The organism is Paraburkholderia caffeinilytica (assembly GCF_003368325.1).
Classification (GTDB): domain Bacteria; phylum Pseudomonadota; class Gammaproteobacteria; order Burkholderiales; family Burkholderiaceae; genus Paraburkholderia; species Paraburkholderia caffeinilytica.
This window is the reverse complement of sequence record NZ_CP031467.1, coordinates 1,075,893-1,102,446: the sequence shown is the minus strand read 5'-3', so window position 1 is coordinate 1,102,446 and position 26,554 is coordinate 1,075,893. Positions and strand designations below refer to the sequence as shown.

21 protein-coding genes are annotated in these 26,554 nt (G+C 64.7%); 7 read left to right on the top strand and 14 right to left on the bottom strand.

Translation table 11 applies throughout. The features are described from left to right. Positions 1-171 precede the first annotated feature (171 nt). From DSC91_RS20895 to DSC91_RS20860, 8 genes are all read right to left on the bottom strand, one after another. Positions 172-1,779, bottom strand: coding sequence for a sigma-54 dependent transcriptional regulator (locus DSC91_RS20895; protein WP_229758042.1), 1,608 nt, complete (start codon positions 1,777-1,779; stop codon positions 172-174). A gap of 24 nt (positions 1,780-1,803) precedes the next feature. Then, positions 1,804-3,243, bottom strand: coding sequence for a hypothetical protein (locus DSC91_RS20890; protein ID WP_115780670.1), 1,440 nt, complete (start codon positions 3,241-3,243; stop codon positions 1,804-1,806). A gap of 102 nt (positions 3,244-3,345) precedes the next feature. Further along, positions 3,346-4,146 (bottom strand): peptidase C39, encoded by an 801-nt coding sequence (locus DSC91_RS20885; RefSeq protein ID WP_115780669.1) that lies wholly within the window; start codon positions 4,144-4,146, stop codon positions 3,346-3,348. A 6-nt stretch (positions 4,147-4,152) separates the two neighbouring features. Beyond that, positions 4,153-4,863 carry a C39 family peptidase gene (locus DSC91_RS20880; protein WP_115780668.1) on the bottom strand — a complete coding sequence of 237 codons (711 nt, stop codon included), beginning with the start codon at positions 4,861-4,863 and terminating at the stop codon, positions 4,153-4,155. A 74-nt stretch (positions 4,864-4,937) separates the two neighbouring features. Beyond that, positions 4,938-6,341: a hypothetical protein gene (locus tag DSC91_RS20875; RefSeq protein ID WP_115780667.1), complete on the bottom strand. Its 1,404-nt coding sequence runs from the start codon at positions 6,339-6,341 to the stop codon at positions 4,938-4,940. Between the two features lie 29 nt (positions 6,342-6,370). Beyond that, positions 6,371-7,018: a hypothetical protein gene (locus DSC91_RS20870; RefSeq protein ID WP_115780666.1), complete on the bottom strand. Its 648-nt coding sequence runs from the start codon at positions 7,016-7,018 to the stop codon at positions 6,371-6,373. Beyond that, entirely contained in the window at positions 7,015-7,503 is a 489-nt protein-coding gene (locus DSC91_RS20865; RefSeq protein WP_115780665.1) for a hypothetical protein, read from the bottom strand. Before DSC91_RS20865 ends, DSC91_RS20870 begins: the two co-directional genes overlap by 4 nt. A 62-nt stretch (positions 7,504-7,565) precedes the next feature. Continuing rightward, positions 7,566-8,135, bottom strand: a complete 570-nt coding sequence (locus DSC91_RS20860; protein WP_115780664.1) for a hypothetical protein — start codon at positions 8,133-8,135, stop codon at positions 7,566-7,568. A 536-nt stretch (positions 8,136-8,671) separates the two neighbouring features. On the opposite strand from DSC91_RS20860, the gene DSC91_RS20855 reads away from it, so the two are divergent. Then, a complete protein-coding gene (locus DSC91_RS20855; RefSeq protein ID WP_115780663.1) occupies positions 8,672-10,066 on the top strand; it encodes a sigma-54 dependent transcriptional regulator in 1,395 nt (464 codons plus the stop codon). Positions 10,067-10,207: 141 nt separating this feature from the next. After that, a complete protein-coding gene (locus DSC91_RS20850) occupies positions 10,208-11,179 on the top strand; it encodes a thymidylate synthase (protein WP_115780662.1) in 972 nt (323 codons plus the stop codon). 141 nt (positions 11,180-11,320) lie between these two features. Here DSC91_RS20850 and DSC91_RS20845 read toward each other — a convergent pair whose 3' ends face one another. Together DSC91_RS20845 and DSC91_RS20840 are read right to left on the bottom strand one after the other, a co-directional pair. After that, the gene (locus DSC91_RS20845; protein WP_115780661.1) at positions 11,321-13,981 is read right to left on the bottom strand and encodes a DUF6600 domain-containing protein; all 2,661 of its coding nucleotides are present in this window, start codon (positions 13,979-13,981) and stop codon (positions 11,321-11,323) included. Between the two features lie 194 nt (positions 13,982-14,175). Further along, positions 14,176-14,889 (bottom strand): ArsR/SmtB family transcription factor, encoded by a 714-nt coding sequence (locus tag DSC91_RS20840; protein ID WP_115780660.1) that lies wholly within the window; start codon positions 14,887-14,889, stop codon positions 14,176-14,178. A 257-nt stretch (positions 14,890-15,146) separates the two neighbouring features. Here DSC91_RS20840 and DSC91_RS37895 point away from each other — a divergent pair, with 257 nt between their 5' ends. From DSC91_RS37895 to DSC91_RS20825, 4 genes are all read left to right on the top strand, one after another. Further along, positions 15,147-15,290, top strand: coding sequence for a hypothetical protein (locus DSC91_RS37895; protein ID WP_167470518.1), 144 nt, complete (start codon positions 15,147-15,149; stop codon positions 15,288-15,290). Positions 15,291-15,427: 137 nt separating this feature from the next. Next, positions 15,428-16,720, top strand: a complete 1,293-nt coding sequence (locus DSC91_RS20835) for an MFS transporter (RefSeq protein WP_115780659.1) — start codon at positions 15,428-15,430, stop codon at positions 16,718-16,720. Beyond that, entirely contained in the window at positions 16,720-17,862 is a 1,143-nt protein-coding gene (locus tag DSC91_RS20830) for a GlxA family transcriptional regulator (protein ID WP_115780658.1), read from the top strand. Before DSC91_RS20835 ends, DSC91_RS20830 begins: the two co-directional genes overlap by 1 nt. Positions 17,863-18,101: 239 nt before the next feature. After that, positions 18,102-18,608, top strand: coding sequence for an acyl-CoA thioesterase (locus DSC91_RS20825; RefSeq protein ID WP_097390047.1), 507 nt, complete (start codon positions 18,102-18,104; stop codon positions 18,606-18,608). Between the two features lie 182 nt (positions 18,609-18,790). On the opposite strand, the gene fumC is transcribed toward DSC91_RS20825, so the two are convergent. The 4 genes from fumC to DSC91_RS20805 form a co-directional block, all read right to left on the bottom strand. Further along, the gene (fumC, locus tag DSC91_RS20820; RefSeq protein ID WP_115780657.1) at positions 18,791-20,191 is read right to left on the bottom strand and encodes a class II fumarate hydratase; all 1,401 of its coding nucleotides are present in this window, start codon (positions 20,189-20,191) and stop codon (positions 18,791-18,793) included. Positions 20,192-20,207: 16 nt separating this feature from the next. Then, positions 20,208-21,782 carry a phospholipase D family protein gene (locus tag DSC91_RS20815; RefSeq protein WP_115783400.1) on the bottom strand — a complete coding sequence of 525 codons (1,575 nt, stop codon included), beginning with the start codon at positions 21,780-21,782 and terminating at the stop codon, positions 20,208-20,210. Between the two features lie 431 nt (positions 21,783-22,213). Next, positions 22,214-23,626: an MATE family efflux transporter gene (locus DSC91_RS20810; RefSeq protein WP_115780656.1), complete on the bottom strand. Its 1,413-nt coding sequence runs from the start codon at positions 23,624-23,626 to the stop codon at positions 22,214-22,216. Between the two features lie 361 nt (positions 23,627-23,987). Beyond that, entirely contained in the window at positions 23,988-24,206 is a 219-nt protein-coding gene (locus DSC91_RS20805) for an RNA-binding S4 domain-containing protein (protein ID WP_011489423.1), read from the bottom strand. A gap of 142 nt (positions 24,207-24,348) precedes the next feature. On the opposite strand from DSC91_RS20805, the gene DSC91_RS20800 reads away from it, so the two are divergent. Next, the gene (locus DSC91_RS20800; protein ID WP_115780655.1) at positions 24,349-26,553 is read left to right on the top strand and encodes an ATP-dependent helicase; all 2,205 of its coding nucleotides are present in this window, start codon (positions 24,349-24,351) and stop codon (positions 26,551-26,553) included. Position 26,554: the final 1 nt, after the last annotated feature.

The window sequence follows — 26,554 nt, the reverse complement described above, 5'->3', positions numbered from 1 at the left end:
AATGGAAAGGGGGAACGTAACCAGGACGATTCTACCTGAGGCGCAAGACGGCATCGCTACGCAAGCCGGCTCGGAGTCCGGGCGTGCGGCTCCGCTGGCGCGAGCCCGGCCGGTTCACGCTTTCTTTGTGGCGGAGCAGTGGCGCCAGCATGGCGGAGCGCCTCGCGCCCGTCATTCGTGCGCCGGCTCGTCTGCGGTGCCGGGTTCAAACGACGCCTTCTCGTCGGCCGCGCTCAGATCCCGCAGCCCGTGCTGACCCATCAGCCGGTACAACGTGACGCGCGAAATATTCAGATCGATCGCTGCCTCGTTCAGCCGATGACGATGCCGCAGCAGCGCCGCTTCGATCGCGCGCTTCTCGGCGGCGTCGCGCGCCTGCGAGAGGCTCATGGTCTCCTGCTCGGTGAATTGCGCGAGGTCGAGGTCCTCGGCGGAAATCAGCTTGTTTTCCGCCATCACGATCGCGCGGCGCACCCGGTTGATCAGCTCGCGCACATTGCCGGGCCAGTTGTAGTTGTACATTGCCTCGATCGCCGACGGCGTAAAGCCGCGGATCTTGCGCGCGCTGTCGGTCTTGAACTTGTGCATGATGTGATGCGCGAGAATCTCGATGTCCTTGCCGCGAGCGCGCAGCGGCGGCTCGTCGACGCGCAGCACGCACAGGCGGTGGAACAGGTCGGCGCGGAACCGTCCGTCGCGCATCGCGATCTCGAGATCCACGTGGGTCGCCGAGATGATTCGCACATCCACCGGGATCGATTCGCGGCCGCCGAGCCGGTCGATCTTGCCTTCCTGCAAAAAGCGCAGGAGGCTTGCCTGGCTTTCCATCGGCAGGTCGCCGATTTCGTCGAGCAGCAGGGTGCCGCCGTCCGCGGCCTCGACCCGGCCGATCTTGCGCTGGTTCGCGCCGGTAAACGCGCCGCGTTCGTAACCGAATAGTTCGGATTGCAACAGATGATGCGGAATCGCGCCGCAGTTGATGGCGACGAACGGTGCCTTGCGGCGCGCCGAGCGTTCGTGGATCGCCAGCGCGGTGAGTTCCTTGCCGGTGCCGGATTCACCCGAGATGAACACGCTGGCGTCGGTATTGGCGACTTTGCGGATGGTGCGGAAAAGCTGCTGCATCGCTTCGCAGGTGCCGACCATCTCTTCTTCGTCGTCGGCTGCGGGCGCGGCAAGCGGGATCTCATCGGCATCGCACAACGTCACCATACCGAATGCATGACTCGCGAGGTAGTCGATCGTGGCGTTGGCCACCGGCGTCTTGACGTAGTCGAAGCAGTAGTGACGGATCAGGCGCCGCACGTTGGCGTCGGTGAGACGTTCCGCAGTGGCGAGCGCAATCCAGCCGATCTGCTGTTGCCGCAGGCTTGCCTCGAGGCCGCCAAGATCGCGCGACGAGAAGCTGGCCAGGTCGACGATGCCGGCGCATACCACGTCGGGCTTGAGCAGGCGCGCGACCTCATGCGCCGAGCGGGCTACCAGCACGTGCCAGCCGCGGCTCTTCAGATGGGCCGTCAGCGTCTCGTCCGGCGTGCGCGCGACGTACAGCAGCACCCGTTCGGCCCTCGCGCGAGGCAGACCGGTCTCTTTCGCGGCGCCGGAGGGCGTGTGCAGGCATCCCGTCGCAGCCTCGTGTGGACGCGCCAGGGAGACTTCCGGCGGCCGTCCCACGAGGACGTCCGTTGCGCGTGTCACAGGAATATCCGGCGCACGGGCAATCGACAGATGAGCGCCGGAGGGCGGTGTAACGCTGCTCAGATGGGGTGATTCGCGCACGATCAACCTCGTATCGTTGGCACGTCAAAAAGTGTAGGGAAAGCGCACGCCGATCACGAAGTTCGGCGTGTCGGGCGTGAGGCCGACCGATACCGAACCGTTGATCGTCAAGTGCTTGTTCACTACGTGATTCAAGCCGAAGGTCAGTGCAGCGGCGGTGGTCTCGCTGCCCGGCACCTTCGAATAAGTCCCGCCTGGCGCCTTGGTCTGCGACTCGGGTTCCAGCGCCATGGTGTATGAGATGCTGGCCGAGTCCTTGTCGGAAAACGCCAGTGCCACGCCGCCGCCGAACTGCACGACGTCGCCGATCTTGACCGTCGCCGGTTCGGTCTGGCCGATGACCGACGAGATGTCCGAGAACGAGCGGGCGATGTTGTAGGTGTACGACACGCTGCCGAACAGCACGACCGGATCGTAGGTCTTCAACACCGACAGGCCCGCCGTGATGTTCCAGAAGCCGGTGCCGGTGGGCAGCTTGGTGGGGGCGACGAGGTTGGTGTTGTTGGCGTCGACCTGCGCCAGCTTGATGCCGAACGGCGACGAGCCGGTCGGCGCCTTGATGCGCAGGCTGCCGACCAGGTCCGGCAGATTGTTGGTTTCCTTCAGGAACTGGTAGTAGATCCCGAAGTTGACGTCGCCGATGTCGCTCGAATTCGCCGAGGCATCCGAAACCGAATTCGCCGCTCCGCCGGCTCCGCCGACGATGAAGTTGCTATGCCGGTAGATGTAGGGCACGTCGACGTCGACGCTGATGCGGTCGGTCAGACCGTAGCGCGTGTCGAGGTCGGCCATCACCTGGTGCGACTTGGTTTCGCCGAGGTTGATGTTGCCGAGGAAAATCGCATCGAGTGCGAGGAAGCCGGACAGCTGCAACTGACGGCGGTCGTAGTAGGTATCGTTGATGCCCCAATCCATGGTCAGCTTGTGCTCGAACAGCGGCGTGTGCTGCTGGCTTTGCACCACGGCGTCTTCCGATTGGGTGCGCACCGGTTGCGCGGCCTTCTGCGTCTGGCCGACCGCGCCGCTGCCGTCGGTCGCTGCCGGCAGGCCGCCCCCGCTGCTGCCTTCAGGTACCGGCGGTGTGACCGGCACGCCGGTCGCGGTGCCCGTGGCGCCGCCCGGCGCGGGTGTGCCCGGATTAACCTGAGCAAGCGGCGGCAACGGCACAGGCAGGCCGTCCGCGCCGGGTTGCTCGGCAACCGCGGCGTTGCCGGCCGGCTCACCGTAACCCGGCGCGCCGCGGCCGCGCTGCGCCATCTCGAGATTCGTGACCTGCCGTTCGAGTGAGATGATCTGCTTTTGCTGCTCGCTGACGACGCGCATGAGCGTGTTCAGCCGTTCTTCAACCGATTGATCGGCGAGCGCCTGTGCGCTGGCCCCCTGCGATAGCGCAAACAGCATGACGGCGGCTGGAATAGCCGCCAACGCTATGTGCGGTGCACCGGTCTTTGAGAATCTGATCATTTTTGTTCCCCCGGTATTCTGACTGCGCGTCGCATGTCTCTTTGTGCATCGCGCGGTCGTTTTGGTACTTCGGTCTCCTTTCCAGCCGGGTGGCGGCCCGTGTTATCTCCTTACGCTGTTCTGCAGGGCTTGTAGGACGCCAATCTGGCGCAGCATCGAGGCCGACATCTGCTGCGTCTGCAAATGCAGTTGCAACTGATTGGCGACTTGCTGGTTATTGCCTGCGATCTGTAAGAGTTGGGCGATCATGCCGGCCTGTTGCGCACTGGACGGCGCGACGGTTTGGGTGGCGATACCGCTCGGCGTTTGCAGCGAAACCGAAATTCCGCCGTTGGCGAGACTGACGGAGGCTTTCACCGAGCCGTTCGCATTGCTTGCGGCGGCCGAGGTTGCGTTGTTATAGGACCCGCCCGTCAGACTGGCAGGCGAGGCGTTGAAATCGATCACCGCCTGGTTGGTGCCGAGGTTGCCGTTGCCGGCCACCTGAGTGATCTGCGAGACGCCATTGACGTTGACGTTCTGCCCGCCGCTCGCGCTGGCGTTGCGGTTGGCGCCGCTGCCCGAGTTGCCGGTCGGGTCGGTCACAGCGGCCGACGAATTGAACTGGACGCTCGCCTGGTTTAGCTTGTTGGTGACGACGGAGAGCGCGCCCGAGGCGACCGCGGTTGCGCCGTTGGGCAACTGCCATTGCGACAGCAGATCGACGACGACGCCCGAAATGATGTCCCCGGCAAGGCCTTTGCCGGTCTGGTTGGCGAGGATGGCGTCGTCGACAGGTTGAATCTTGAGGGCGCCGACGTCCTCAAACGCTGTCGAAGTCTGCTCGGCAGCGTGCGCGGCTGATGCAAGGCCGCACGTTGTGAAACACAACGCACAGCCTATGGTGAGTAAATTTCGGTCCATGATGAGTCAGAACAACTCTGCCTTGATCAAACCGTATTCAACAAAGGGAGTCGCAGCCGTACCGTTTTCCAGCGCACGTTCGCGCAGCTTTAGTGCGAGCGACTCGTTGCCTTGCAAGAGCGGAGAATCCTCCATGAATGGCTTGCCGACGACCGCGAATACGAGACCGTTCCATTTCTTGACGAAGTCGTCTTCCATGACGATGCGGTTGCCGAGTGCGGGATCCGCAATGAAGACGCGGCTGTCTTCCGCATGCTTGACGATCACGAAGTGCTCGTAGCCGTCGCTGTTCATCAGCACGAGCACAGGAATCTGCAGGTGATAGAGCGCTTCAGAGGTGACGCGAAAACCACGGCCGCGCAGGCCGATCGTTTCGACGAACTTCTTCATGTCGAGCATCGAGAAACCGTTCTTGACCACCACCTCTGGTGTCGAAAACACCATCATGCGTTGGATCATTTCGGTTTCGGGAATGTCGATGCCGTAGCCGTACTTCAGCAACGTGGCGAGAGCGGCCGAGCCGCAGCTGTAGTCGTAACGCTGCGAAACGATGTGGTTGTAGCGAAGCTCGCGGATCGAGCGCACGTTCATGTCGAACGGCACGCCCGCAGCAGCGTTCATGGAAAGGGCACTCTGCGCATGACCCGTCTGCGATAGCACGAGTCCGGCGAAGAGTGCCGGAAAAAAACCACGCGTTACCCTGCTCACCCCGAACATGGTTGTGTCCCCCCTGCGGAGACGGCCGGCCAGCAAAGGCTGACCGGTGTCTTCCTGTGATGCAGCTGCTTTAGTTACTGATGCGACACGCTGGCGACTGCAAGGCCGTTGTGTTGCAGGTTGCCTACACCCGAAGCGATGTTCACACCGATGTTGCCGTTGGCGCCGGCGAGAGCGCCGCTGCCGAGCATCGACGAGCCGGTGAAGTTGCCTTTGACGCCTGCATCTGCGGTTTGGCAGTTCTGGTCGGTGGCGATGACTTCGCCGCCGTCCTTCCCGCCTTTGTTATGACCCCAGCCCATGCCGCCGCTGCTGCTATCCGTGGTGGCCGAGGCGGCGAGGCTGTTGTTTTGCACGTTGCCGACACCCGACGCCACGTTCACCCCGATGTTGCCCATCGCGCCCTTCAGCACGTCTGCGCCGACGCTGGCGGTAAAGTTGAAGTCGCCGATCTTCGCCTTGCCCGTCGACGCCTGCGTCGAGTAGATCTGCGCAGTGCCGAATACGGGGCCGACGTCCATGTTGGACAGAGCGGCGTCATTGGATTGCGCGTTGTCGACACCAGTGGCCATGTTGACGCCGATGTTGCCGTTTGCGCCTTTCAGTGCGCCGTCGCCGATCGAGGCAGACATCACCGTCGGTTTTTCGGTGTTGATGTGCTCGGTGATGCTGCCGTAGACGTTCACGGTGCCCGCGCTGATGCTGTCATGCGCGCTCCAGCCCCATGCGTTGGCGCTCGCGGAGACGTGGCTGGCCTTGTAGTAGCCGGAGGCGCTTTGTTCCGCGGCCTGGGCGAAGTAGCCGGACGAATGTTCTTGTCCCCATGCGGACTGGTGGCCCGAAGACTGCTCGGCGAAGTAGCCGCCGTAGTTATCCGAGGAATGCGTGTTCAGCGCAGCGGCGAAACCTGCCGCGACCCCGCCGAAGATCACGCCATTGCCGCCGCCGATGCCGGCGATGAAGCCGGCTGCCAGATAGCCGTTCGCACTGTTGTGGGTGTTGAGGTGATTGCCGCCGGCATACGAGGCTTGATAGCCTTGCTTGAAGCCACTGCTTTCGCTGAAGCTCTGGCCTTGTGCATAAGCCGCAGCCGATTGCTCTTGCGAGCCTTCAGCAAACGAGCCCGCACTGTACGACGCATGAACAGCGAAGTTCGAGCCGCCGCCGCTGCCGTTGAACCAGGACTTGGTCGTATCGATCGTCGTGGTCACCTTGCCGCTGGTGTAGCTCTGCGGCGGGGTCTTCATGTCGACGCCACCGATGTTGACGTTCTGCGTGTTGTTGACCGTGGCGCCGGAACTGCTCGACACGTCGACGTGTCCGCGCAGCGTAATGAAGCCGAATTCGCCGATGTCGGTGTAGACGTTCGTTGCCGTAAAGAGCTCAGCTGGGTCGCAGCCGGCCGTGCATCCTTCCGCGTAAGCCGAAGTTGCTGCCATCGTCGAAAGGACAGCCGCTGCAATGAGAGTGCGCTTCATGATGACGCTCCGAAAAAGAGTGTGGCTCGTTAGAAAAAGGTGCCCGCCGGGGGACGGAGCACAAAACTGTTTGAACTGACGTTACCTGAGCCGGCTGTCTGGTTGATCTGGACGATTCCACTGACGTTCTTGAGCGCGTCCTGACCGATGGACACCTCGCGTGCGTCGTGGTTGTCGCCAGACCTTCCCAGACCTCCGCCCTTGGCGGTCGTAGCGGATAGCACCCCATCCGCTACGATCTCCGCTCCAACCGGTCCAGAGCCGATCAAGGCGCTGTTCCGCTGGAGATTCCCTACACCCGCCGACTGATTCACTTCGATAAGGCCAGAGGTGTTTGAAAATGCATTGCTGCCGATCGTGCTCTTCGCGCCCGCCGTCCGGGCGTTCGTGTCCGCGCTCTGCAAGCTGCCGATCAGGTTGATAGGCGTGGATCCGTTGGTGAACACGCCTTGATTCGCTTGTGCGTTATCGAGGCCGGAGGTCTCGTTGATGGAGATGACCCCCGCGGCGCCGTTGACCGCGCCTTTGCCGATCAGCGACTCCGCGTCGATCTGGGCCGGTAGCGTCTGGGCATGGACTGCGAAGCTCGCACAGCCGAGCAATGCCCAGGCGAGCAGGGGCCAGCGCGACTGTTTGCGTGACGGAAAGCGCCTGGCCGGTGCGCGTGAGGTTGTCATTTCATAGCTCCTAGAGCGGCGCCCAAGGGGGCGAGTGCACTGCTGACCGACTGGGCGACCGAGCTGCCGATTCCACCTGCGCCGCCGAAGCTGGCGACCGCGCCGACCGGGACGTTGTTGTTGCCCGCCAGCATGTGTTCGATGCCGTTGGCGCCGACCAGGGACGGCATGAAGCCGTTGCTGGAGATGCCGGTGGTGCCGTGTGCGCCATTCAGGTCGAGATCGCTTGCCATCGTGCCGATCGCGGCATCGAAGGTCTGCCTCGGGAAGGTTTGAACCTGGACGGCGATCGGGTCCTGGCTCTTCGGCACCGGCACGAACGCATCGCGCGGCGTGATGTCACGCTCGACGACCAGGTTGCCCGGCTGGGTCAACTGCTGCGCGGCGGCACTCGTCACGGCGCCGGCAGCGAGCACGCCGAGCAGCGCGGACAGCAGGGCCGCGCACGGGCGGCGGCCACTCGGCTTCTGGGTTGAGGCGTTCATGTCAGTTCCTTGCGGGCGAACGATCGGTCGGTGCGGTCTTGAGCAGCGAGCAGGTCGTCGTGCTAATTTCTCTGGTAGCTCGTGACATTGCCTTGCGCGGAGCGGGCGACGTCGACGGGGACCGGCAACTGCGACGGCGGGGCGATTTCGTCCCACAGCGTCACGCCGTTGCCGCCGTTGTTGAAGCCGCGCATCAGCTGCGGCGTGGTGGAGACCATCAACATGCCGCCGAAGCCGCCGCGCTGACGGGACAGCGCCTGGTCGTCCAGCACGAGATCGTTCACGGACGCGGTCTCGGCGGGAATGCTCAGCGCGTTGCCGGCCAGATCGCTGTGCGACGTGGTGCTGTCGTCCGTGCGGGCGGCGGTGTTGTCCATCGTGGCGACGTTCGCCGTATCTGTGGCCGGGGTGGCCGTCGTGACCGTCGTAGTCGGCGAGGCCACCGCTGCGAGCGTCGAGCTCGCGAGGGTGGCGGAACCGGCATCGGCGGTTTCGGCCATCGTGGCGGACTGAGGGAGTGCGGATTCCTGTGCATTGACGCCAGCGGACAGCACGGTCAAGGTCACCGCGGCGGCGCATAGTGCGGCGCAAGGTGCAATGCTGCTCAGGTCGATGCGGAAAACGAGTCGCATGATGTGTCTCCTTGGTGCACAGCATTTAGCGAAACGTGTGCCATGAGTCGCAATCCATTGGTGCATCTGGATGTGACCCGCATACCGAGGAGTAACAGGTAAGAAATCGTACAAAAACGTTTCAGCGCTGAAACGGCAGGCATAAAATACCTGTAATTCGTTAAATCGGACGGTATGGGGTACCTTGGGGTGAACGCCAGGAAAAGCGCTTCCACAATGCTTTTATTCATAAGCTGAATAACTCTCTATTGCCCGCTTGGCCTTGCTGGGCAAGGAGTCTCCGATTAAATTCGCATAATTGTTTTCCAAGTGGCGCGCGTATAGTAAGCTCTCGAAAACAGCTTCAGATTTAAAAAAGCCCGCTAACGGGCCGTCTCAAACACACACGCCGCTTTCTTGGGGATCAGCTGTCCGCACGGAATGGAATGGCCGTTCGGTTTTTGCTAAATCGCGAATCCCGAACGAGTCAGCGTGTCTGAACCGCAGTTCAGGTGCGTGCGTCATCCTTAACGTTCGTTGACGAGAGGATCTGAATAATGGAACCCGCAACGCGGCAACTGATTTACGTTTCACGCGATCCGAGCGCGGAACTGAATACGCGTTTCCATCAGCGCGGCTGGCATGTCGAGGTCGTGGGATCGGCGCGCGATGTTCGCCGTGCCGTTCGCGCCGGAATGGCGGCGGGCGGCCTGCTTGATTTGTCCAGTGATTTTCAGCCGCACGAAATTGCCGCCTTCGAGTCTTGCCTGACCATGCCGAACGTCGGCTGGGTCGCGGCGACCACCCCCGGACAATTGCAGGACGCGGCCCTGCGCCGGCTCGTGCGGGACTATTGTTTCGACTATGTAACGGTGCCTTCCTCGGGCGACAGGATCGTCGATTCGGTCGGTCACGCCTACGGCATGATCTCGCTCGGCGAGCCGGCATCGAACGACGGTTCGCAAGGCGCCGAAGGCGAAATGGTCGGTTCGTGCGACGCGATGCTCGCGCTGTTCCGTTCGATCCGCAAAGTGGCGATGACCGACGCGCCGGTGTTTATTTCAGGCGAATCGGGCACCGGCAAGGAACTGACCGCGGTCGCGATCCACGAACGCTCAGCACGCCGCAATGCGCCTTTTGTGCCGATCAACTGCGGTGCGATTCCCCCGCATTTGCTGCAATCCGAACTGTTCGGCTATGAGCGCGGTGCGTTTACCGGCGCCAATCAGCGCAAGATCGGCCGCGTGGAGGCGGCCAACGGCGGCACGCTGTTTCTCGACGAAATCGGCGATCTGCCGCTCGAAAGCCAGGCGAGCCTGCTGCGCTTCCTGCAGGAACGCAAGGTGGAGCGGCTCGGCGGTCACGGTTCGGTCGACGTCGACGTGCGCATCATCTCGGCAACGCACGTGGACATGACCGCTGCGATGATCGAAGGGCGGTTCCGCTCCGACCTGTATCACCGTCTGTGCGTGCTGCAAATCGACGAACCGCCGTTGCGCGCACGTGGTAAGGATATCGAACTGCTTGCGCGGCACATGCTGGAACGTTTCAAGAAAGATGCAAGCCGCCGTCTGCGCGGTTTCGCGCCCGACGCCATCGCGGCGCTGCATAACTACGGCTGGCCGGGCAACGTGCGCGAGTTGATCAATCGCGTGCGGCGCGCCATCGTGATGTCGGAAGGGCGCGCGATCACGGCCCGTGACCTCGAGTTGGCCGAGTATGTGGAGATCGTGCCGGTCTCGCTCGCGCAGGCGCGCGAAGCGGCCGAACGCCAGGCTATCGAACTCGCGCTGCTGCGTCATCGCGGCCGTCTCGGCGACGCCGCCCAGGAACTCGGCATTTCGCGCGTGACGCTGTATCGCCTGCTGTGCTCACACGGTATGCGCCATATGGAAGGCGAACCGCTGGTCGCGCCGCACGGCGAGTTGCCGGCCTCGGTGCCGCATCTCTGACGGGCTTTCGCACCGATATTTTCTCCGCGGGCGCGCCTCGACCGGGCGTCGCCCGGCTACGCTTGTTAAAATCGGGTTTTCCGCTCAATCTCCGTGGCGCATGCCCCTTTCCCAGGGGCGCGCCGCGTCGAAGGAACCCGCATGAAACAATACCTCGACCTCGTCCGCACGATTCTCGACACCGGCACGTGGCAGGAGAACCGCACCGGCATCCGCACGATCAGCATGCCCGGCGCGATGTTGCGCTTCGACCTCCAGCAGGGCTTTCCCGCAGTTACCACGAAAAAACTGGCGTTCAAGTCGGCGGTGGGCGAGCTGGTCGGCTTTCTGCGCGCTTCGCGCAGCGCCGCGGATTTTCGCGATCTCGGCTGCAAGGTGTGGGACGCGAACGCCAATCAGAATCCGCAATGGCTCGCCAATCCGTATCGTCAGGGTCCCGACGACCTCGGCGACGTGTACGGCGTGCAGTGGCGCCAGTGGCCGGCCTATAAGGTGCTGGACGCGGACGCCGGCGCGCAACTGGCCGACGCCACGGCGCGTGGTTTCCGGGTGGTGACGGAATTCGAGGAAGAGGGCAGCCGCAAAGTGCTGCTGTATAAAGCGATCGACCAGTTGCGGCAGTGTCTCGACACGATCATGCAGAACCCTGCCGACCGGCGAATTTTGTTTCATGCCTGGAACCCCGCCGTGCTGGACCAGATCGCACTGCCGGCTTGCCACCTGCTTTATCAGTTCCTGCCGAATGTCGCGCGCCGTGAAATTTCGCTCTGTTTGTACATTCGCAGCAACGATGTCGGCCTTGGCACGCCGTTCAATCTGACCGAAGGCGCGGCGTTGCTGCATCTGGTCGGCCGGCTGACGGGTTATACACCGCGCTGGTTCACCTACTTTATCGGCGACGCGCACATCTACGAGAACCAGCTCGACATGCTGCAGCAACAGCTCACGCGCGAACCGTACGAAAGCCCCGCCTTCGCGATCTCGGACCGTGTGCCGGACTATGCGAAAACCGGGGTGTACGAGCCGGAATGGCTCGAGAAGATCGAGCCGTCTGATTTCTCGCTGGTCGGCTACCGGCATCACGAGCCGCTCACAGCGCCGATGGCGGTCTGAAGGCGGTCTGAGCGTCTGCTTGCAGCCTGCCCAGACGCTCGAATGCTCAAAGAAAAACCCCCGCGATTCGCATCGCGGGGGTTTTTTCTTGCCGGCGTCTGACCGTCAGGTTGTCAGCTAATCCAGCTGGGTGCGTCAGCTTCAGCTTTTGTGATGCTCGTCACGATTGCCGCCGCCCGAATGCTGCTCGGCGTGCTGCGGTTGCGGCTGGGGACGCGGCTGTTCCGCACGCTGCGGTTGCGGTTGAGGACGCGGTTGCTGCGCCTGCTGAGGTTGCGGTTGAGGACGCGGTTGCTGCGCCTGCTGAGGTTGCGGTTGAGGACGCGGTTGCTGTACCTGCTGCGGACGCGGTTCAGGGCGTGGCTGCTGTACCTGCTGCGGACGCGGTTCCGGGCGCGGCTGCTGCACCTGCTGAGGTTGCGGTTGAGGGCGCGGCTGCTGCACCTGCTGAGGTTGCGGTTGAGGACGCGGCTGCTGCACCTGCTGCGGTTGCGGTTGAGGGCGCGGCTGCTGCACCTGCTGAGGTTGCGGTTGAGGGCGCGGCTGCTGCACCTGCTGAGGTTGCGGTTGAGGACGTGGCTGTTGCTCCTGTTGCGGCTGCGGACGGAACTCCTGACGCGGTTGCTGCTGCGCCTCCTGCGCCGCCTGCGGACGGGGTTCCTGCGACTGTCCCCGTACTTCAGGCGTGCGCTGCGGCTGCGCTTCAGGCTGGCGCTGAGCCTGTTGTTGCTGCTCCGGACGAACCCCTGGACGAACCTGTTCCTGCGGGGCGCCACGTTGCTGTGCCTGCTGGGCCATCGGCGTGTGCGGTTGCGTCCATGCAGGCTCGTGCCGTCCTTCCGCGCCCGGTTGCTGGCCCCCTTGGGCCGGCGCGCCGTGCTGCTGCGCGTAAGCGTTCGGATTGCCGCCGTTCGCTTGCGGCGGACGCGGCACGCCATTCGACGGATGATCTGCCCCGCTGGGCTGCGGGCGCACGTTGGCCATTTGCGGCGGCATGCCTGGCCGCGCTTGCGGTTCGCCGCCACGCTGCGATTGACCGTTGACCGGCGCTTCGCCCGGCCGCTGCCCCGCCTGCTGCATGCCATTAGGCCCACCCGGCATTCCCGGCGCACCCGGCGCCGCGCCCGGCGTCCGTCCGGCCATATGCGACTGCACGACCCGAACGTTCTGCGCCGGCATCGCCCCCGGAGCGCTCGTCATGTGAGCCGGCACCGAGGTTCGCACGATTGGCTCGCCCGCGCCCGGCACCCGTCCGCCGCTCTGCGCGAAGCGTTGCGCGAGACTGTCGTGGTAGGCCGCCGGCACAGCCGGACTGCGCGTCGCGACCACCGGACGCGCCATCACGCCGGCCGGCGGACGGTAGTTCGCGTTACGCAGGCCCGGACCGAAGCTTTCCTTGACCGGCGCGATTCCCGGACCGCCCGGATTGATCTGCGCGTTGCGCCATTGCTGCGGATCGACCTTCTGCGCGAAGCGACCGACCGACTGACCATGCACGAAGGCCGTCGCCGGCACCGCGGTCACGCCGCCTGGCGCGCGATAGTTGATGTACGTATTGTGAATGTTGGTCACATTCACATTCGTCACGTTACGGTTGTAGTTGTTGACGACCGTCGTGTTGTTGACGCGGTTGTAGTAACCCGGACTCCAATGATCGTGGTCGCCCCAGTGCGGGTGCCATGGTTCGCCCGGGCCCAGCGGGAACCACGCGACGCCGGCCGCGACTGCGCCGCCGATCGCCAGACTCACCCCCCAATCGACCCCGCCGCCACCACCGCCCACGAAGGCAACCAGCGCGGGCGCATAGACGGGCGGCTCGCTGACCACGACCGGTCCCGGCACCCACGCCCACGAGTCGTCGACGTAAGCCCAGCGGCCGTAGTGGTAAGGCGCGAAGCCCCACGGCGCGTCGTCGACCCACGTCCAGCCCCACGGCGCTTGCCATACCCAGTGACCGTCGTGGTAAGGCGCCCAGCCGGCCGGGGTCGCGCGCGGCACCCACACTTCACCGTACTGCGGGCTGCTGCGCCACGTACCGTTGGCGTCGAGGTCCTGATAGCCGGGGATGTCGCGCGACACATAGCGCGCCGACACCGAGCGGTCTTCCGCGGCGTCGCGGCTCGCCGCCCATTGATCGAAGCCATCGAGGCCGGGCGTGCCGTTGTCGGCGACCTGTTGCAGGTTGGTGCCGGCAAAGCGGATCTGCTGGCCGGCCGCGACCGGCACCTGGCCGCTGTCGCCGTACACGGTTGCACTGCCGCTGCGCACGGTGACGGTGGTGCTGCTGCCGTCCGGCGCGACGTCGACGCGATAGTCTCCGGGGCCGTTCAGGCCGAGCGCCAGATTCGGCGTGTCGATTTCATAGGACGAGCCCGGCGCCAGTTCGCGCACGCGTGCCGACAACGTGCCCTGCGCGACCTTCAGTTGCGCGCTGTTGTCGTCGAGATTGAGGATGTCGAGGCTGGTGGACTGGCCGAGGCGCACTGCCGTCGACCCGATGTGAAGTTCGGAGCGCGCATTCTGATCGTTCCACAACTGATCGCCGGTGGTGAGCGGGCGATTGATCTGTGCGTACGACCAGTCGGTTGCGCCGGCCGGCTCGGTGGTCACGGCGCCGGCCGTGTAGTTCAGACGCGCAACACGCCCGGGTGGATCGGCGCTCTGCGACGCAGCCCCCGGCGGCGCCTGTTCGGCTTCCTGTGCAAAGGTGGCTTGCGCCGCGAACAGGAAAGCCGCGGCGGCGATCAGCGTGTAGCCGGTGATCCGGCGTTTCGATTGTTGGGGTGTGGCCACTGTTCTCATGATTTATCTCCGACGGACGCGCATTGTGCTGCATCCGTGAGAGTCACTCTACCCGTACGCTTTGTTTCAAGGCCCGCACTTTTGTAAGGCTCCCTCACGAGCGTGTAACAAAAGGTCTCGATACGGGTCTCGATAAGGCTTTTCGTAAGCTGATTGCGCAAATTCTGTAATCGCGTCAATCAGTTAGGAGTGGCTCAAGCAGCCAGAAACGTGTCGAAATGGCGGTGGCCTGCCGGGGTGATGCGCAAGATCCGGGGTCGCTCGGTGCGCTCGACCCAGCCATGCGCCGACCACGACTCGAGCAGCGCGGCCCCGAGCGCGCCGCCCAGGTGCGGACGCCGCTCGCTCCAGTCGGGACAGGTGCAGGCGAAGCGGCGCCGGCGGCTCTTCTGGGCGGACAGGTCGATGCCCCACTCGGCGAAACGGGCGGCTCCGTCGGCAGTGGCTTCGAGCGACGAGCCGTGCAGCGTCAGCAGGCCGCGCCCAACCAGCCGCTCGAACACCCGCACCGACAGTTCGCCGGCCATATGGTCGTAGCAGGTGCGGGCGTAGCGCATGTCGACCGGCACAGTGCGTACCGGACGCGGCACGGCTCGTTGCGGCGCGCTGACCTGCGCGACGTTGGCGAGCGCTTCGATGGACGCGGCGATATCCGGCGAGGCGATCCGGAAATAGCGATGCCGGCCGCGTACTTCGAGCGCGAGCAAACCGCCGTCAGTCAGACGCGCCAGATGCGCGCTGGCCGCCGACGGCGAGAGTCCGGCGATCATTGTCAGCTCACCCGCCGGGCGGGCGCTGCCGTCCATCAGCGACCACAGCATCGCGGCGCGGCCGGGGTCGGCGAGCAGCGCGCCAATTCGGCTCAAGCCGGGGAAGTGGTTCTGTTCGTCCGTGAAGGCGGTGGGCATGAGGCGTCTCCGGTTGGTGGCGCGGGCAGGGCGCCATGCAGTCCACTGTATCTGGCTGTCGTATTCGATGTTTCAGCTTAGCGTGAATCGTCGAATGCGGTGGCTACGAAAATCCGGCAGGCAGCGAGGGCTTGTGCGGGCGTCGGTGCTTTGGCCGGTCGGTATTTCGGTGTTTCGATGTCGCCACGGAGCCGCTTTGGCGTTGTGCTGACCCGCCAGGCTAGAATCGAACCCTGTCTTTGCGGGAACACGTTGTCATGAAATGTCTTTTTGCCGCCGCTGCCGCGGTTTTGCTGTTCAGCGCGTGCGCGCAGAGCGGTTCCGGCTCGAGTTCGGGTGCGGGCACGGGCAGCATCACGATGTACGGCACGATTGACGAAGGCGTTACGGTCCGCAAGTAAGCGCGAGGCGAGCGCGGCTACCTTGTCAGATGGGCGAGCGTGGCGTCTGGCTGGAATTGATGCATCATTGTCATTCCTGCCACCTTCAGCCATGTGACGATCTGAGCATCGCTACTCCTACCGTCCGAGGCCTGCCGATGCCGCCACCCACTGCTTCTTCCCCCGTTTCCTCCGCTGCTTCCTCCGCTGCTTCCTCGTTTGCCGCCGCTCAACCCGGCGCCGGCCACGCCGATCCGCATGGCCGACGCGCCGCGCGCGTGCTGGCAGTCTGCCAGGCGCTCTATACCTCTTCCGTCTCGATCGATCTGACCCTGACCGGTCTGGTCGGCTACACGCTTGCCGACGACAAGGCGCTCGCGACACTGCCGTTTTCGCTGATTACCGTCGCCGCCGCACTCACCACCATCTTCGCGTCGTTCCTGATGGCGCGCATCGGCCGGCGCGCGGGCTTCGTGCTCGGCGCGGGCGTCGGCGCGCTGGGCGGGGCTGTCTCCGTATGGGCGATCTTTCATCACAGCTTCTGGGCGTTCTGCGCCGGCACGGCGACCGTCGGTGTGTTCCAGGCGTTCGCGCAGTACTACCGGCTGGCGGCTGCGGATGCTGTCGGAATCGAAGGCAAAAGCCGCGCGATTTCGACGGTGCTCACCGGCGGCGTGGTGGCGGCCGTTTGCGGTCCGCTTCTCGCCGCCTGGAGCAAGGACTGGCTCGCGCCGGTTGCGTTCGCCGGTTCCTATGCGCTTGTCACCGGTTTCGGGCTCGCGTCGATTGCCATGCTGGCGCTGCTCTATCGCGACGCCGCACCGTTCGCGGGCGCGGCCGCGACGCACGAACCGGCGCGGCCGCTCGGCGAAATCGTACGGCAGCCGATCTTTGCCGCGGCGCTCGCCAACAATGCGCTCGGCTACGCGGTGATGATGTTCGTGATGACCGCGACGCCGATTGCGGCGGTCGCATGCGGCCACACGATCGGCGACGGTGCGGCGATCATCCAATGGCACCTCGTCGGCATGTTCGCGCCGTCGCTGTTTTCCGCGCGGCTGATCAGGCGTTTCGGCGTGTTGCCGGTGATCGGCGCGGGGATCGCGCTGTCGGCGCTGTGCGGTGTGTTGGCGCTGCGCTCGACCGATCTGCCGCACTTCTACGCAGCGCTGGCATGTCTCGGCGTGGGGTGGAATTTCATGTTCGTCGGCGGATCGACGCTGCTCGCGCAATCGTACCGGCCCTCTGAGCGGGCCAAGACGCAGGCGACCAGCGAATTCACGACCTTTGCATTTTCCGCGCTGGGCTCGCTGTTCGCCGGGCAATTGCTGGCGCGCTTCGGTTGGGCGACGATCAATGCCGCGATTTTTCCGCTGCTCGGGATGGCGGCGTTGGCTACGCTCGCGTATGCGTGGTCGAGAAAGCGGCAATTCGCGGAAGGGGTTTCCTGATGGCTGCACGTCATATCGTTTTCGCGGTCGCTCCTGATCTTGTGCTGCTGGATGCGTGCGGGCCGCTCGAGGCGTTCTGGCGCGCTGAGTTGACTATGGCGGCCGCGGCCGGTGTCGGCCGGGCCAACGGTCCGGACGGACCGAGCGGATCAGGCGGATCAGGCGGATCAGGCGGATCAGGCGGATCAGCCGACTCAAACGGCAACGCCGCCGAGCCTGTCGCCTATCGCACGACCGTCGCGTCGATCGACGGCGGCGTGTTGCAGACCTTCCCGGGTCTGCCGGTCGTCACGCAACGGCTGGATTCGCTCGACGATCAGCCGATCGACACGCTGATCGTCCCCGGCGTCCCGATCGACGAACACTGCACGTTGCAGCCGGAACTCGTCGCGTGGATCAAGCGTCGTGCGCCGCAGGCACGGCGCATATGCTCAGTTTGCACGGGCGCCTTCTATCTGGCGGCGGCAGGCCTGCTCGACGGCCGCCGCGCGACCACCCATTGGCGCGATGCGCCGCATCTCGCACGCCGTTTTCCCAACGTGCAGGTGGATGCCGATCCCATCTTCATCCGCGACGCGGGCCATGGTGGCGGAGACCGCGCCGTCTGGACATCCGCAGGTGTGACGGCGGGCATCGATCTGGCGCTGGCGCTGATCGAAGAAGATGTCGGCCACGCGGTCGCGATGCAGGCGGCGCGGCGATTGGTGGTGTTCATGAAGCGGCCCGGCGGCCAGTCGCAATTCAGCGCGGCACTGGCAGCGCAGGCTTCGGCGGGCGGGCCGTTCGAAGCGTTGCATAGCTGGATGACGGCCCATTTGCGCGACGACCTGTCGGTCGAGCGGCTGGCCGAGCGCGCACAGATGAGTCCGCGGACTTTCGCGCGTCGCTACGTCGACGAAGTTGGCCGCACGCCGGCTAAAACGGTGTCGGCACTGCGTCTGGAGGCGGCCGCGCGGGTGCTGGCGGAATCGCGTCGGCCGCTCAAGCGGATCGCGCTCGATTGTGGCTTCGGCAGCGAGCAGAACTTGCGGCGCGCCTTTGTGCGACGCTTCGGGGTATTGCCGCTGGAGTATCGGGAGCGCTTCGAGTCGGCGGTCGTGCCGCGGCGAGCGACGGTTCCTTCGGTTGCCGAGGCGAGCTAAATGGCACGGTTAGCCGGGAGAGCGTAGCAAGCTGGGTAGCCGTCGGCGACCGAGAGCAACTGACAGAGGCGCCCAGCATTCCAAAGCGACCGGGAGGGCTGTCGGTCGACAGCGAAACGAAAGCGCGGCGCTCGTCCGGGCCGAAATTCGGCAGCATCACCCCGGCCGATCCACGACGGAGTCAATATTGCGCTCGTATAATCGCCTCCTTTAAATGCGTCCGATCGACCGGAGTCAAGATGAGCACCCCTGCCTTAGCGCCCCTGGACCGTTCCGAAACGACCTTCCGCTTTCTGGCCGAGCCCAGCTCGGTCAACTTCGGCGGTAAGGTGCATGGCGGCGCGTTGATGAAATGGATCGACGAAACCGCGTACGCGTGCTCGGCGGTATGGTCGGGGCGCTATTGCGTGACGGTCAGCGTCGGCAATATTCGCTTCCGCCGGCCGATTCTGGTCGGCAACCTGGTTGAATTACGTGCGCGGGTCGTGGCGACGGGCCGTACCAGCATGCACATCCATGTGTCGGTGCAGGCAGGCGATCCCAAAGGCGGCGAGCTGCTGCAAACCACGGACTGCCTGGTGGTGATGGTGGCCGTCAACGAGAACGGCCACCCGGTGCCCGTGCCCGCATTCGTGCCGGAAACGGACGAACAGAAGCGTCTCGCCAAGTACGCGATGGACGTAAAGGACGCGCTCGACGCGATTGTCGAACTGAAGCCGGAGGAAGTGGCGCAGGGGAAGGTTTAAGCGGCGCCTCGCGAGGCGGCGGCCCGCTCTGCGGGGATGTGCCGCCGCTTGCCGGAGGCATGCACAGGACGCGCGAACATCGCGTCCGCGCGTCCTGCTATTTGCAATCACGCCGGCCAATCTGCCGGACCGGCCAACCCCCGGCCAACCCCCGGCCGATCCCCGGCCGATCCCATCGGCGATCACCCCGCCGAATGCCCGACCATATCCTTCGGCTGCACCCATTCGTCGAACTGCTGCTCGGTGACATAGCCGAGCGCGAGCGCTGACGCCTTCAGCGTCGTGCCTTCCTTGTGGGCTTTTTTCGCAATCTGCGCAGCCTTGTCGTAGCCGATGTGCGGATTGAGCGCCGTCACCAGCATCAGCGATTCGTTGAGCAGCGTATCGATGCGCTCGCGATTCGGCTCGATGCCCACCGCGCAGTTGTCGTTGAAACTGTGCGCGCCGTCGGCGAGCAGGCGGACCGATTGCAGCACGTTGTGCGCGATCATCGGCCGGAACACGTTCAACTCGAAGTTGCCGCTCGCGCCGCCGATATTCACCGCGACGTCGTTGCCGAATACTTGTGCGCACAGCATCGTCAACGCTTCGGATTGGGTCGGATTGACCTTGCCCGGCATGATCGAGCTGCCCGGTTCGTTTTCCGGAATCGACAGTTCGCCGAGACCGCAGCGCGGACCGCTCGCGAGCCAGCGGATGTCGTTGGCAATCTTGTTCATGCTCGCCGCCACCGTCTTCAACGCGCCGTGCGCGAACACCAGCGCATCGGCCGCGGCCATCACTTCGAATTTGTTCGGCGCCGAGACGAACGGCAAGCCGGTCAGCTGGCCGATCGCGGCCGCCACCTTGTCCGCGAATTGCGGATGCGCGTTCAACCCCGTGCCGACCGCCGTGCCGCCCTGCGCGAGTTCATACAGATGCGGCAACGCCGATTCCACATGACGGATGCCTTGATCGAGCTGCGCGACGTAGCCGGAGAACTCCTGGCCGAGCGTCAGCGGCGTGGCGTCCTGCAGATGCGTGCGGCCAATCTTGACGACGCCGGCGAAGGCTTTCGCCTTGCCGTCGAGCGTCGCGCGCAGTGTCTTCAGCGCGGGCAGCAGATGCTTGACGATCGCATAGGCGGCGGCCACGTGCATCGCCGTCGGAAACACGTCGTTCGACGACTGGCCGCGATTGACGTCGTCGTTCGGATGCACCTTGCGCGCTTCGCCGCGCTCGCCGCCGAGCAGCTCGCTTGCCCGATTCGCGATCACTTCGTTGAGGTTCATGTTGGTCTGCGTGCCGGAGCCGGTTTGCCAGACCGCGAGTGGAAACTCGTCCGGGTGCTTGCCGTCGATGATCTCGTCGGCCGCCTGCATGATTGCCATCGCCTTGCTCTCGTCGAGCACGCCCAGACCCTGGTTGACCTCGGCGGCGGCGCGCTTGATGACGGCCAGCGCGGTGATCAGTTCGGGCGATTGCTTTTCGGACGAAATGCGGAAATTCTGCAGCGAGCGCTGGGTCTGCGCGCCCCATAGACGAGCGTTCGGCACGGCGATTTCACCGAATGTGTCACGCTCCATTCGTACGTCTTCGGTCATGGTTCAACTCCGCTTTTCAAAGTTCTGCGTTGACAGGCAATAAGGAGAATAGACCCGTTAGCGCGTTCCGGTAAAAACCGGCTTGTGGGTCGAAGATATAGGTGCGGCGCGCGCCATCTTCGACGTCGGTCCAGACGAGCGGCGAGAGGGGCGCGCCGATCGAGCGCAGATAGGCGAGTTGCGCTGCGTCAGCGAGCGTGACGCGATAGCTTGCTTCGGGTGCGATGGCGTGTGCGAACATCTGCGCGACCTGTTCGGCGAGCGGCGGACTATGGATGACCAGCGTCTGCTCGGTGTTCAGATTGGCCGAGCGCGGATCGAGATTCATCGAGCCGACCACCAGAATCTTATGATCGATGACATAGGTTTTTGCGTGCAGGCTGGCTCGCGAGCGCGAACCGTTGAGATCGGTGCGCGGTGTGTCCTGCTGCGGTTTGAATTCATAGAGTTCCACGCCCTGCTGCAACAGCGGCACGCGGAAGGGGCTATAGCCGGCTTGCACCGCCACCGCGTCGGTCGCGGCGAGAGAGTTGGTCAGCACGGCAATGCGGACGCCACGATGCGTCAGTTCGCCGGCTGCTTTGACGCCGGCCTCGTGCAGGACGAAGTAGGGCGAAATGATCAGGAAATCTTTCTGCGCGTCGTGCATCAGTTCGGCCAATCGCTGCATCGGAGGGCTAACGTAGTTCGGCGAAGGATGTTCGATTTTCTCCGGCAGGTCTGCCTTGAATTCGGCCGGCGCCCACGTCAGGCCGAGCTGGTCCTGGGCAATCTGCGAGGCGAGCGGCGTAGCGTTCAGCGGCTTCGCGTTGTACGGATCGGCGTTGGTGCGCCAGTGCCGGCGTAACTCGTCGCGGGTCTGGTCGAGTTCTTTCGCCTCGAACTTCTGTTTGTTCAGAACTCGCAACGGGTAGGCAATGCTGCTGTTCCAGTAGTCGTCGAAACTGGCGGAGACGTCGGCGGTAATCGGTCCGGCGGCCAGCACGTCGAGGTCGCGGAACTGCAGCGTTTCGCTGGCGCTGAAATACTCGTCGCCGAGGTTGCGGCCGCCGACGATGGCCAACTGGTTGTCGGCGATCATCGACTTGTTGTGCATGCGGCGCGTGAAATGGCCGATCTGCGTGAACAGGTTCGTAGTGCGTTCGAACATGCCTTCCTGCGCGCTGCCGAACGGATTGAAAACGCGGATATCGATGTTGTCGTGCGAGTTCAGACCCGCCATCGTACGGTCGATGTCCTTGAAGTTCAGATCGTCGACCAGCATGCGCACTTTCACACCGTGGTCGGCTGCGTAAAGCGCCGCGCCGAGCAGCAGCTTGCCGGTGGTGTCCTCGTTGGCGATGTAGTACTGCATATCGAGGGTTTTCGTCGCCGCGCGGGCGAGCGCGATGCGCATCTGCAAGGCGTCGGTGCCGCTCGACAGTACCCGGAAGCCGGACTCGTTCGGATGCGCGGCTTCGAGCGGTGCGAGCGCCGTGTGAAGCGGCGTTGTTTCGGTGACAGGCAGTGCGTGGGTGACCGGACGGTCGAACGCGGTGGCGGGCGGCCTGGTCGCGCAAGCGGTCAGAAATGCCGTTGCGCAGAACAGCAGGAAGAAATGTCTCGTCTTCTCCCACGCGGATTTCCAGTGGGGCGTGGGACCTCCTTCGGAGCGCGTGACGTTCTTCGGGGCGGAGGATTTCCAGCGCGCCGCGCTGAACACGCACGTGCGGTGCGGTGCGGCCTGATCTTGATGTTGATGCCACGACACGCTGTGTCTCCCTTGATTGCACGCCTCTCATGGCGGCAGCGCGGGTGGCGTGCTCACGCTGTCTGGAAATCCATTCTAAGGGGAATCACGCGTGTGAGTTTCCGTACGTCCGTATGATCCGGATGCGCCGCGTGCCTTCGCGAGGCGCGCGAGTGGGCTCGCGCGGATGCGCGTGCTTTTTGCCAAAGCGCCGCTGCCCGATTGCCGGGAAACGATGGTTGCGGGTGCAACCATCCGCGAGTTGCCTGGTTCAGGCCGATCTCGGGTCGACCTCAGACCAACGGGGCAGGCGGCGCGCCGGGCGTGACCGGCACGCGCCGCAGGCTCAGTTTGTGAAAGCGCAGCGTCATCAGCAGCGCGACGCTCGCGAGGCCGGCCGCGAGTCCCCACCACAAACCGCGAGCGCCCAGCCCGAAGTGAAATGCCAGCACGTAACCGGTCGGAAATCCGATGACCCAGTATCCGAACGTCGCAGCGATCATCGGCACGCGCGTGTCCTTCAGGCCGCGCAGGCAGCCTGAGCCAACCGTCTGCATGCCGTCCACGATCTGGAAGATCGCGGCCACGCCGAGCAGCGAACTCGCCAACGTCACCGTGGCGCTGTTAGCCGGATCGTCGAGATGCAGATACAAGCCGACGATCCAGTGCGGCGCGGCGATCAGCACGATGCCCGACAGCGTCATGAAGCTGACGCCGAGCGCGAGCGCGACGAAACCGGCATGGCGCGCCGCGAGCGGCTGGCCGGCGCCGGACCAGTAGCCGACCCGCACATTGGCTGCCTGGCCGATCGCGAGCGGCACCATGAAGGCCACCGAGGCGACGTTCAAGGCGATCTGATGCGCGGCCAGTTGCGATTCGCCGAGCAGGCCGACCATCAGGCCGGTGGCGAGGAACAGCGTCGATTCGACGCCGTAGGTGATCGCGACCGGCCAGCCGATGCCGAACAATTCGCCCATCAACGGCACGTTCGGCCGCGTCGCGACGACGAAGTGTTTATAGCGCGGCCGCAGATGCAGCAAAGCCATCAGGACGAGCGCGCTCAGCCAGACGGTGATCGAGGTGGCCGCCGCCGACCCGAGAAAGCCCAGGCGAGGCAGTCCATAGACGCCGTGAATCAGCCCGTAGTTGAGAAAACCGTTGACGAACACGCTGACGAGCGACACCCACAGGAGCCGCTTGGCCGCGCCGATGGCCGGCAGGAACGAGCGCATCAGGCCGACGCCGATCAGGCTGCCGAGCGAGCCCCAGCGCAGCACCGCCGCGTATTCGCCGACGTTGTGCGCGAGCAGCGCGGGTTCGCCGAAGGCCAGCAGGATCGGCGTGGCGAACGACAGCAGGAAGAACGCGGGTACCGACAGCAGCACCGACAACACGAGACCGGTCCAGTAGATATGCGGCACGCGGCCTTCGTCCTGCGCGCCGCGCGCGTGCGACACGCTTACGCTGACGGAGGTGAGCACGCCCTGCAGCAGCGTGACCACGACGAAGAACAGGTTGGCGCCGAGGCCGCCGGCGGCGAGCGCGTCGGGGCCGAGCGAGCCGAGCAGGATCGTGTCGGTGACGCCCATCGCCATTTGCGACAGTTGCGCGATGGCGAGCGGCGCGGCGAGCCGGGCGGTGTCGGCGGCGTGGCGGGTCAGGGTCGGCGGCCGGGCGGCCACCCGGGTGAAGCCGGATTGAGTCATGGAGCGCTTGGAAGCGGAAGGGGCGACAGCGTGGCGGAGGGCGCAGGCCGGCCGGTTGGCGGGGCTTGCGCGCTGCCGGTGAGGTAGCGAATGCGGAGGCTTACCGGGAGCGTAGGGCGGCTGTCAGCCGATTGTTTGTCTGTCGAAACTGACAGCTTATTGCTTAGGCGCCGGGATGTCGATGGAGGAGGCACGATTTTGGTGCGCGCGGTCGTCCGAGTTTTCGGACTCGATGTCCTGGATGACGGGCTGTCGGCCGCCCGTCGTCGACTTCGCGTTCACGATAGCCAGCCCCCGGCTCGGCGTTTCCGGCAGCGAGCGTGTCCGGGACCGGCGAGGCAAGGCGAGGCACGGCAGTGTGTCAGGCCTCGTGCACAGCGATGCGCGTATCGCCAAGCAGCACGACCTGGCCCGCGCGGATTTTGCAGGTCTTACGCGTTTCGACCCGGCCGTCGACGGTCACCGCACCGTCCGCGACCATCATTTTTGCCGACCCGCCGCTGTCGGCGAGTCCCGTTATCTTCAGAAGATTGTGCAGTTCGACGTAGTCGCCGGTCAGCGTGAAATCGAGGTTGGGCATGGCGTTCGCACCTTGAAGCAAAGGGTTCGCATGATAAGCCAGAAGCTTGCCCTGAATGGAAGTCCTCGTGCTGCCGGATTTTGAGCGGACCATTTTTTGGGGCGCGAAATGGAAAAAAGGGTCGCTTGTCTCCGATACTTGTATGGATATACAGTATGCGTCGCCGCGTCAATTCCACCTCAGGCCCGAATCCACTGTGCTCTCCGTCGCCGAATCTCCGCCACCGTCCGATACCGGGACCGACTGCGCCGCCTGGCTGGCAAAGCTCAACGAGGCGCAACGCGAAGCCGTCGAGTACGGCGCCGACAGTCCCAACGCGCCGCCGGGCGCGCTGCTGGTGATCGCGGGAGCCGGCTCCGGCAAGACCAACACGCTGGCGCACCGGGTTGCCAATCTGGTGGTGAAGGGCGCCGATCCGCGCCGCATCCTGCTGCTGACCTTCTCCCGCCGCGCCGCGCTCGACATGATTCGCCGCGTCACGCGCATCGCCGGTGCGGCGCTCGGTGCGCGCGCCGCGCTCGCGCAAGGGCTGACCTGGTCCGGGACTTTCCATAGCGTGGGTGCGCGGCTATTGCGCGAATACGCGGATCTGATCGGCCTCGCGCCGGCCTTCACGATCAACGACCGCGAGGATTCCGCCGACCTGATGAATCTTGTGCGCCACGAGCTCGGCTTGTCGGCGAAAGAGCGGCGCTTTCCGGCCAAGGGCGCCTGCTTTGCGATCTACTCGCGCGTCGTGAACACCGGCGCGTCGCTCGCCGACGTGCTCAACAGCGCGTTTCCCTGGTGCCGCGAGTGGGAAGCCGATCTGCGCATGTTGTTCGCCGCATACGTCGAAGCCAAGCAGAAGCAGAGCGTGCTCGACTACGACGACCTGCTGCTCTACTGGTCGCATATGGCCGCGGAGCCGGCGATCGCGGCCGATCTGTCGGCGCGCTTCGATCACGTGCTGGTCGACGAGTATCAGGACACCAACCGCCTGCAGGCATCGATCCTGCTCGCGCTGAAACCGGACGGCCGCGGCCTGACCGTGGTCGGCGACGACGCGCAGTCGATCTATTCGTTTCGCGGCGCGACCGTGCGCAACATTCTCGATTTCCCGACACATTTCGATCCGCCCGCGAGACAGATCACGCTCGAGCGCAATTACCGCTCGACCGGGCCGATCCTGGCGGCGTCGAATGCGGTGATCGAGCTTGCCAGCGAGCGTTACACGAAGAATCTGTGGACCGACAACGCCTCGGCGCAGCGGCCGCGTCTGGTGACGGTCGCCGACGAGGCGGATCAGGCGCGCTATATCGTCGAACAGGTGCTCGAAGCGCGCGAGCAGGGCATCAAGCTCAAGTCACAGGCGGTGCTGTTTCGCGCCGCGCATCACAGCGCCGCGCTCGAGATCGAACTGACCCGGCGCAACATTCCGTTCGTGAAGTTCGGCGGTTTGAAGTTTCTCGACTCGGTGCACGTCAAGGATGTGCTCGCCGTGTTGCGCTGGGCGGAGAATCCGCGCGACCGTGTCGCGGGTTTTCGCGTCGTGCAATTGCTGCCGGGGATTGGTCCCGCCACCGCCGCGAAGGTGCTGGACGACGTCGTGGCCCGGGCCGGCACCGGCAATCCGGCCGATTTCCCCCGTAGCGCCGGAGGCGCGCTGGCCGCCTTTGCGCCGCCCCCTCGTGCGCAGGCGGACTGGCATCCATTCGTCAAGCTGATGTCGAGCGTGTACGGGCGGCAGACGCCGTGGCCGGCGGAGTTCGAAATGGTGCGGCGCTGGTACGAGCCGCATCTCGAGCGCAATCATGAGGACGCGGCGATCCGTCACGCGGATGTGCTGCAGATGGAAAGCATCGCGGGCACCTACGCGTCGCGCGAACGCTTCCTGACCGAGCTGACGCTCGATCCGCCCGACGCCACCAGCGACGAATCCGGCGTGCCGCTGATCGACGAGGACTACCTGATCCTGTCCACGATTCATTCGGCGAAAGGGCAGGAGTGGCGCAACGTGTTCGTGCTGAACGGCGTCGACGGTTGTATCCCGTCCGATCTCGGCACCGGCAGCGAAGAGGACATCGACGAGGAACGGCGCCTGTTATATGTGGCGATGACGCGCGCGAAGGAAGACCTGCATATCGTCGTGCCGCAGCGTTTTTACGTGCACAACCAGACCCATATGGGCGACCGTCATGTGTGGGCGTCGCGCACGCGGTTCATTCCGGCGCATCTGATGCCCTTGTTCGACGCCTACGCCTGGCCGCGCGTGCCGGTGCCGAGCGCGCCGACAGCGGCGGGCCTGGCCGCGGCCGCGCAGGCGAAGATCGAGATCGGGGCCAGGCTCAGGAAGATGTGGGACTGAG

Bases quoted from the DNA above. Each gene is read 5' to 3' on its own strand.
- DSC91_RS20830 (WP_115780658.1), top strand. From the start codon at position 16,720: ATGGCTGCACGTCATATCGTTTTCGCGGTCGCTCCTGATCTTGTGCTG.
- DSC91_RS20800 (WP_115780655.1), top strand. From the start codon at position 24,349: ATGGATATACAGTATGCGTCGCCGCGTCAATTCCACCTCAGGCCCGAA.
- DSC91_RS20865 (WP_115780665.1), bottom strand. From the start codon at position 7,503: ATGAACGCCTCAACCCAGAAGCCGAGTGGCCGCCGCCCGTGCGCGGCC.
- DSC91_RS37895 (WP_167470518.1), top strand. From the start codon at position 15,147: ATGAAATGTCTTTTTGCCGCCGCTGCCGCGGTTTTGCTGTTCAGCGCG.
- DSC91_RS20840 (WP_115780660.1), bottom strand. From the start codon at position 14,889: ATGCCCACCGCCTTCACGGACGAACAGAACCACTTCCCCGGCTTGAGC.
- DSC91_RS20855 (WP_115780663.1), top strand. From the start codon at position 8,672: ATGGAACCCGCAACGCGGCAACTGATTTACGTTTCACGCGATCCGAGC.
- DSC91_RS20860 (WP_115780664.1), bottom strand. From the start codon at position 8,135: ATGCGACTCGTTTTCCGCATCGACCTGAGCAGCATTGCACCTTGCGCC.
- DSC91_RS20890 (WP_115780670.1), bottom strand. From the start codon at position 3,243: ATGATCAGATTCTCAAAGACCGGTGCACCGCACATAGCGTTGGCGGCT.
- DSC91_RS20875 (WP_115780667.1), bottom strand. From the start codon at position 6,341: ATGAAGCGCACTCTCATTGCAGCGGCTGTCCTTTCGACGATGGCAGCA.
- DSC91_RS20805 (WP_011489423.1), bottom strand. From the start codon at position 24,206: ATGCCCAACCTCGATTTCACGCTGACCGGCGACTACGTCGAACTGCAC.
- DSC91_RS20845 (WP_115780661.1), bottom strand. From the start codon at position 13,981: ATGAGAACAGTGGCCACACCCCAACAATCGAAACGCCGGATCACCGGC.
- DSC91_RS20835 (WP_115780659.1), top strand. From the start codon at position 15,428: ATGCCGCCACCCACTGCTTCTTCCCCCGTTTCCTCCGCTGCTTCCTCC.
- DSC91_RS20850 (WP_115780662.1), top strand. From the start codon at position 10,208: ATGAAACAATACCTCGACCTCGTCCGCACGATTCTCGACACCGGCACG.
- DSC91_RS20825 (WP_097390047.1), top strand. From the start codon at position 18,102: ATGAGCACCCCTGCCTTAGCGCCCCTGGACCGTTCCGAAACGACCTTC.
- DSC91_RS20870 (WP_115780666.1), bottom strand. From the start codon at position 7,018: ATGACAACCTCACGCGCACCGGCCAGGCGCTTTCCGTCACGCAAACAG.
- DSC91_RS20885 (WP_115780669.1), bottom strand. From the start codon at position 4,146: ATGGACCGAAATTTACTCACCATAGGCTGTGCGTTGTGTTTCACAACG.
- DSC91_RS20880 (WP_115780668.1), bottom strand. From the start codon at position 4,863: ATGTTCGGGGTGAGCAGGGTAACGCGTGGTTTTTTTCCGGCACTCTTC.
- DSC91_RS20810 (WP_115780656.1), bottom strand. From the start codon at position 23,626: ATGACTCAATCCGGCTTCACCCGGGTGGCCGCCCGGCCGCCGACCCTG.
- fumC (WP_115780657.1), bottom strand. From the start codon at position 20,191: ATGACCGAAGACGTACGAATGGAGCGTGACACATTCGGTGAAATCGCC.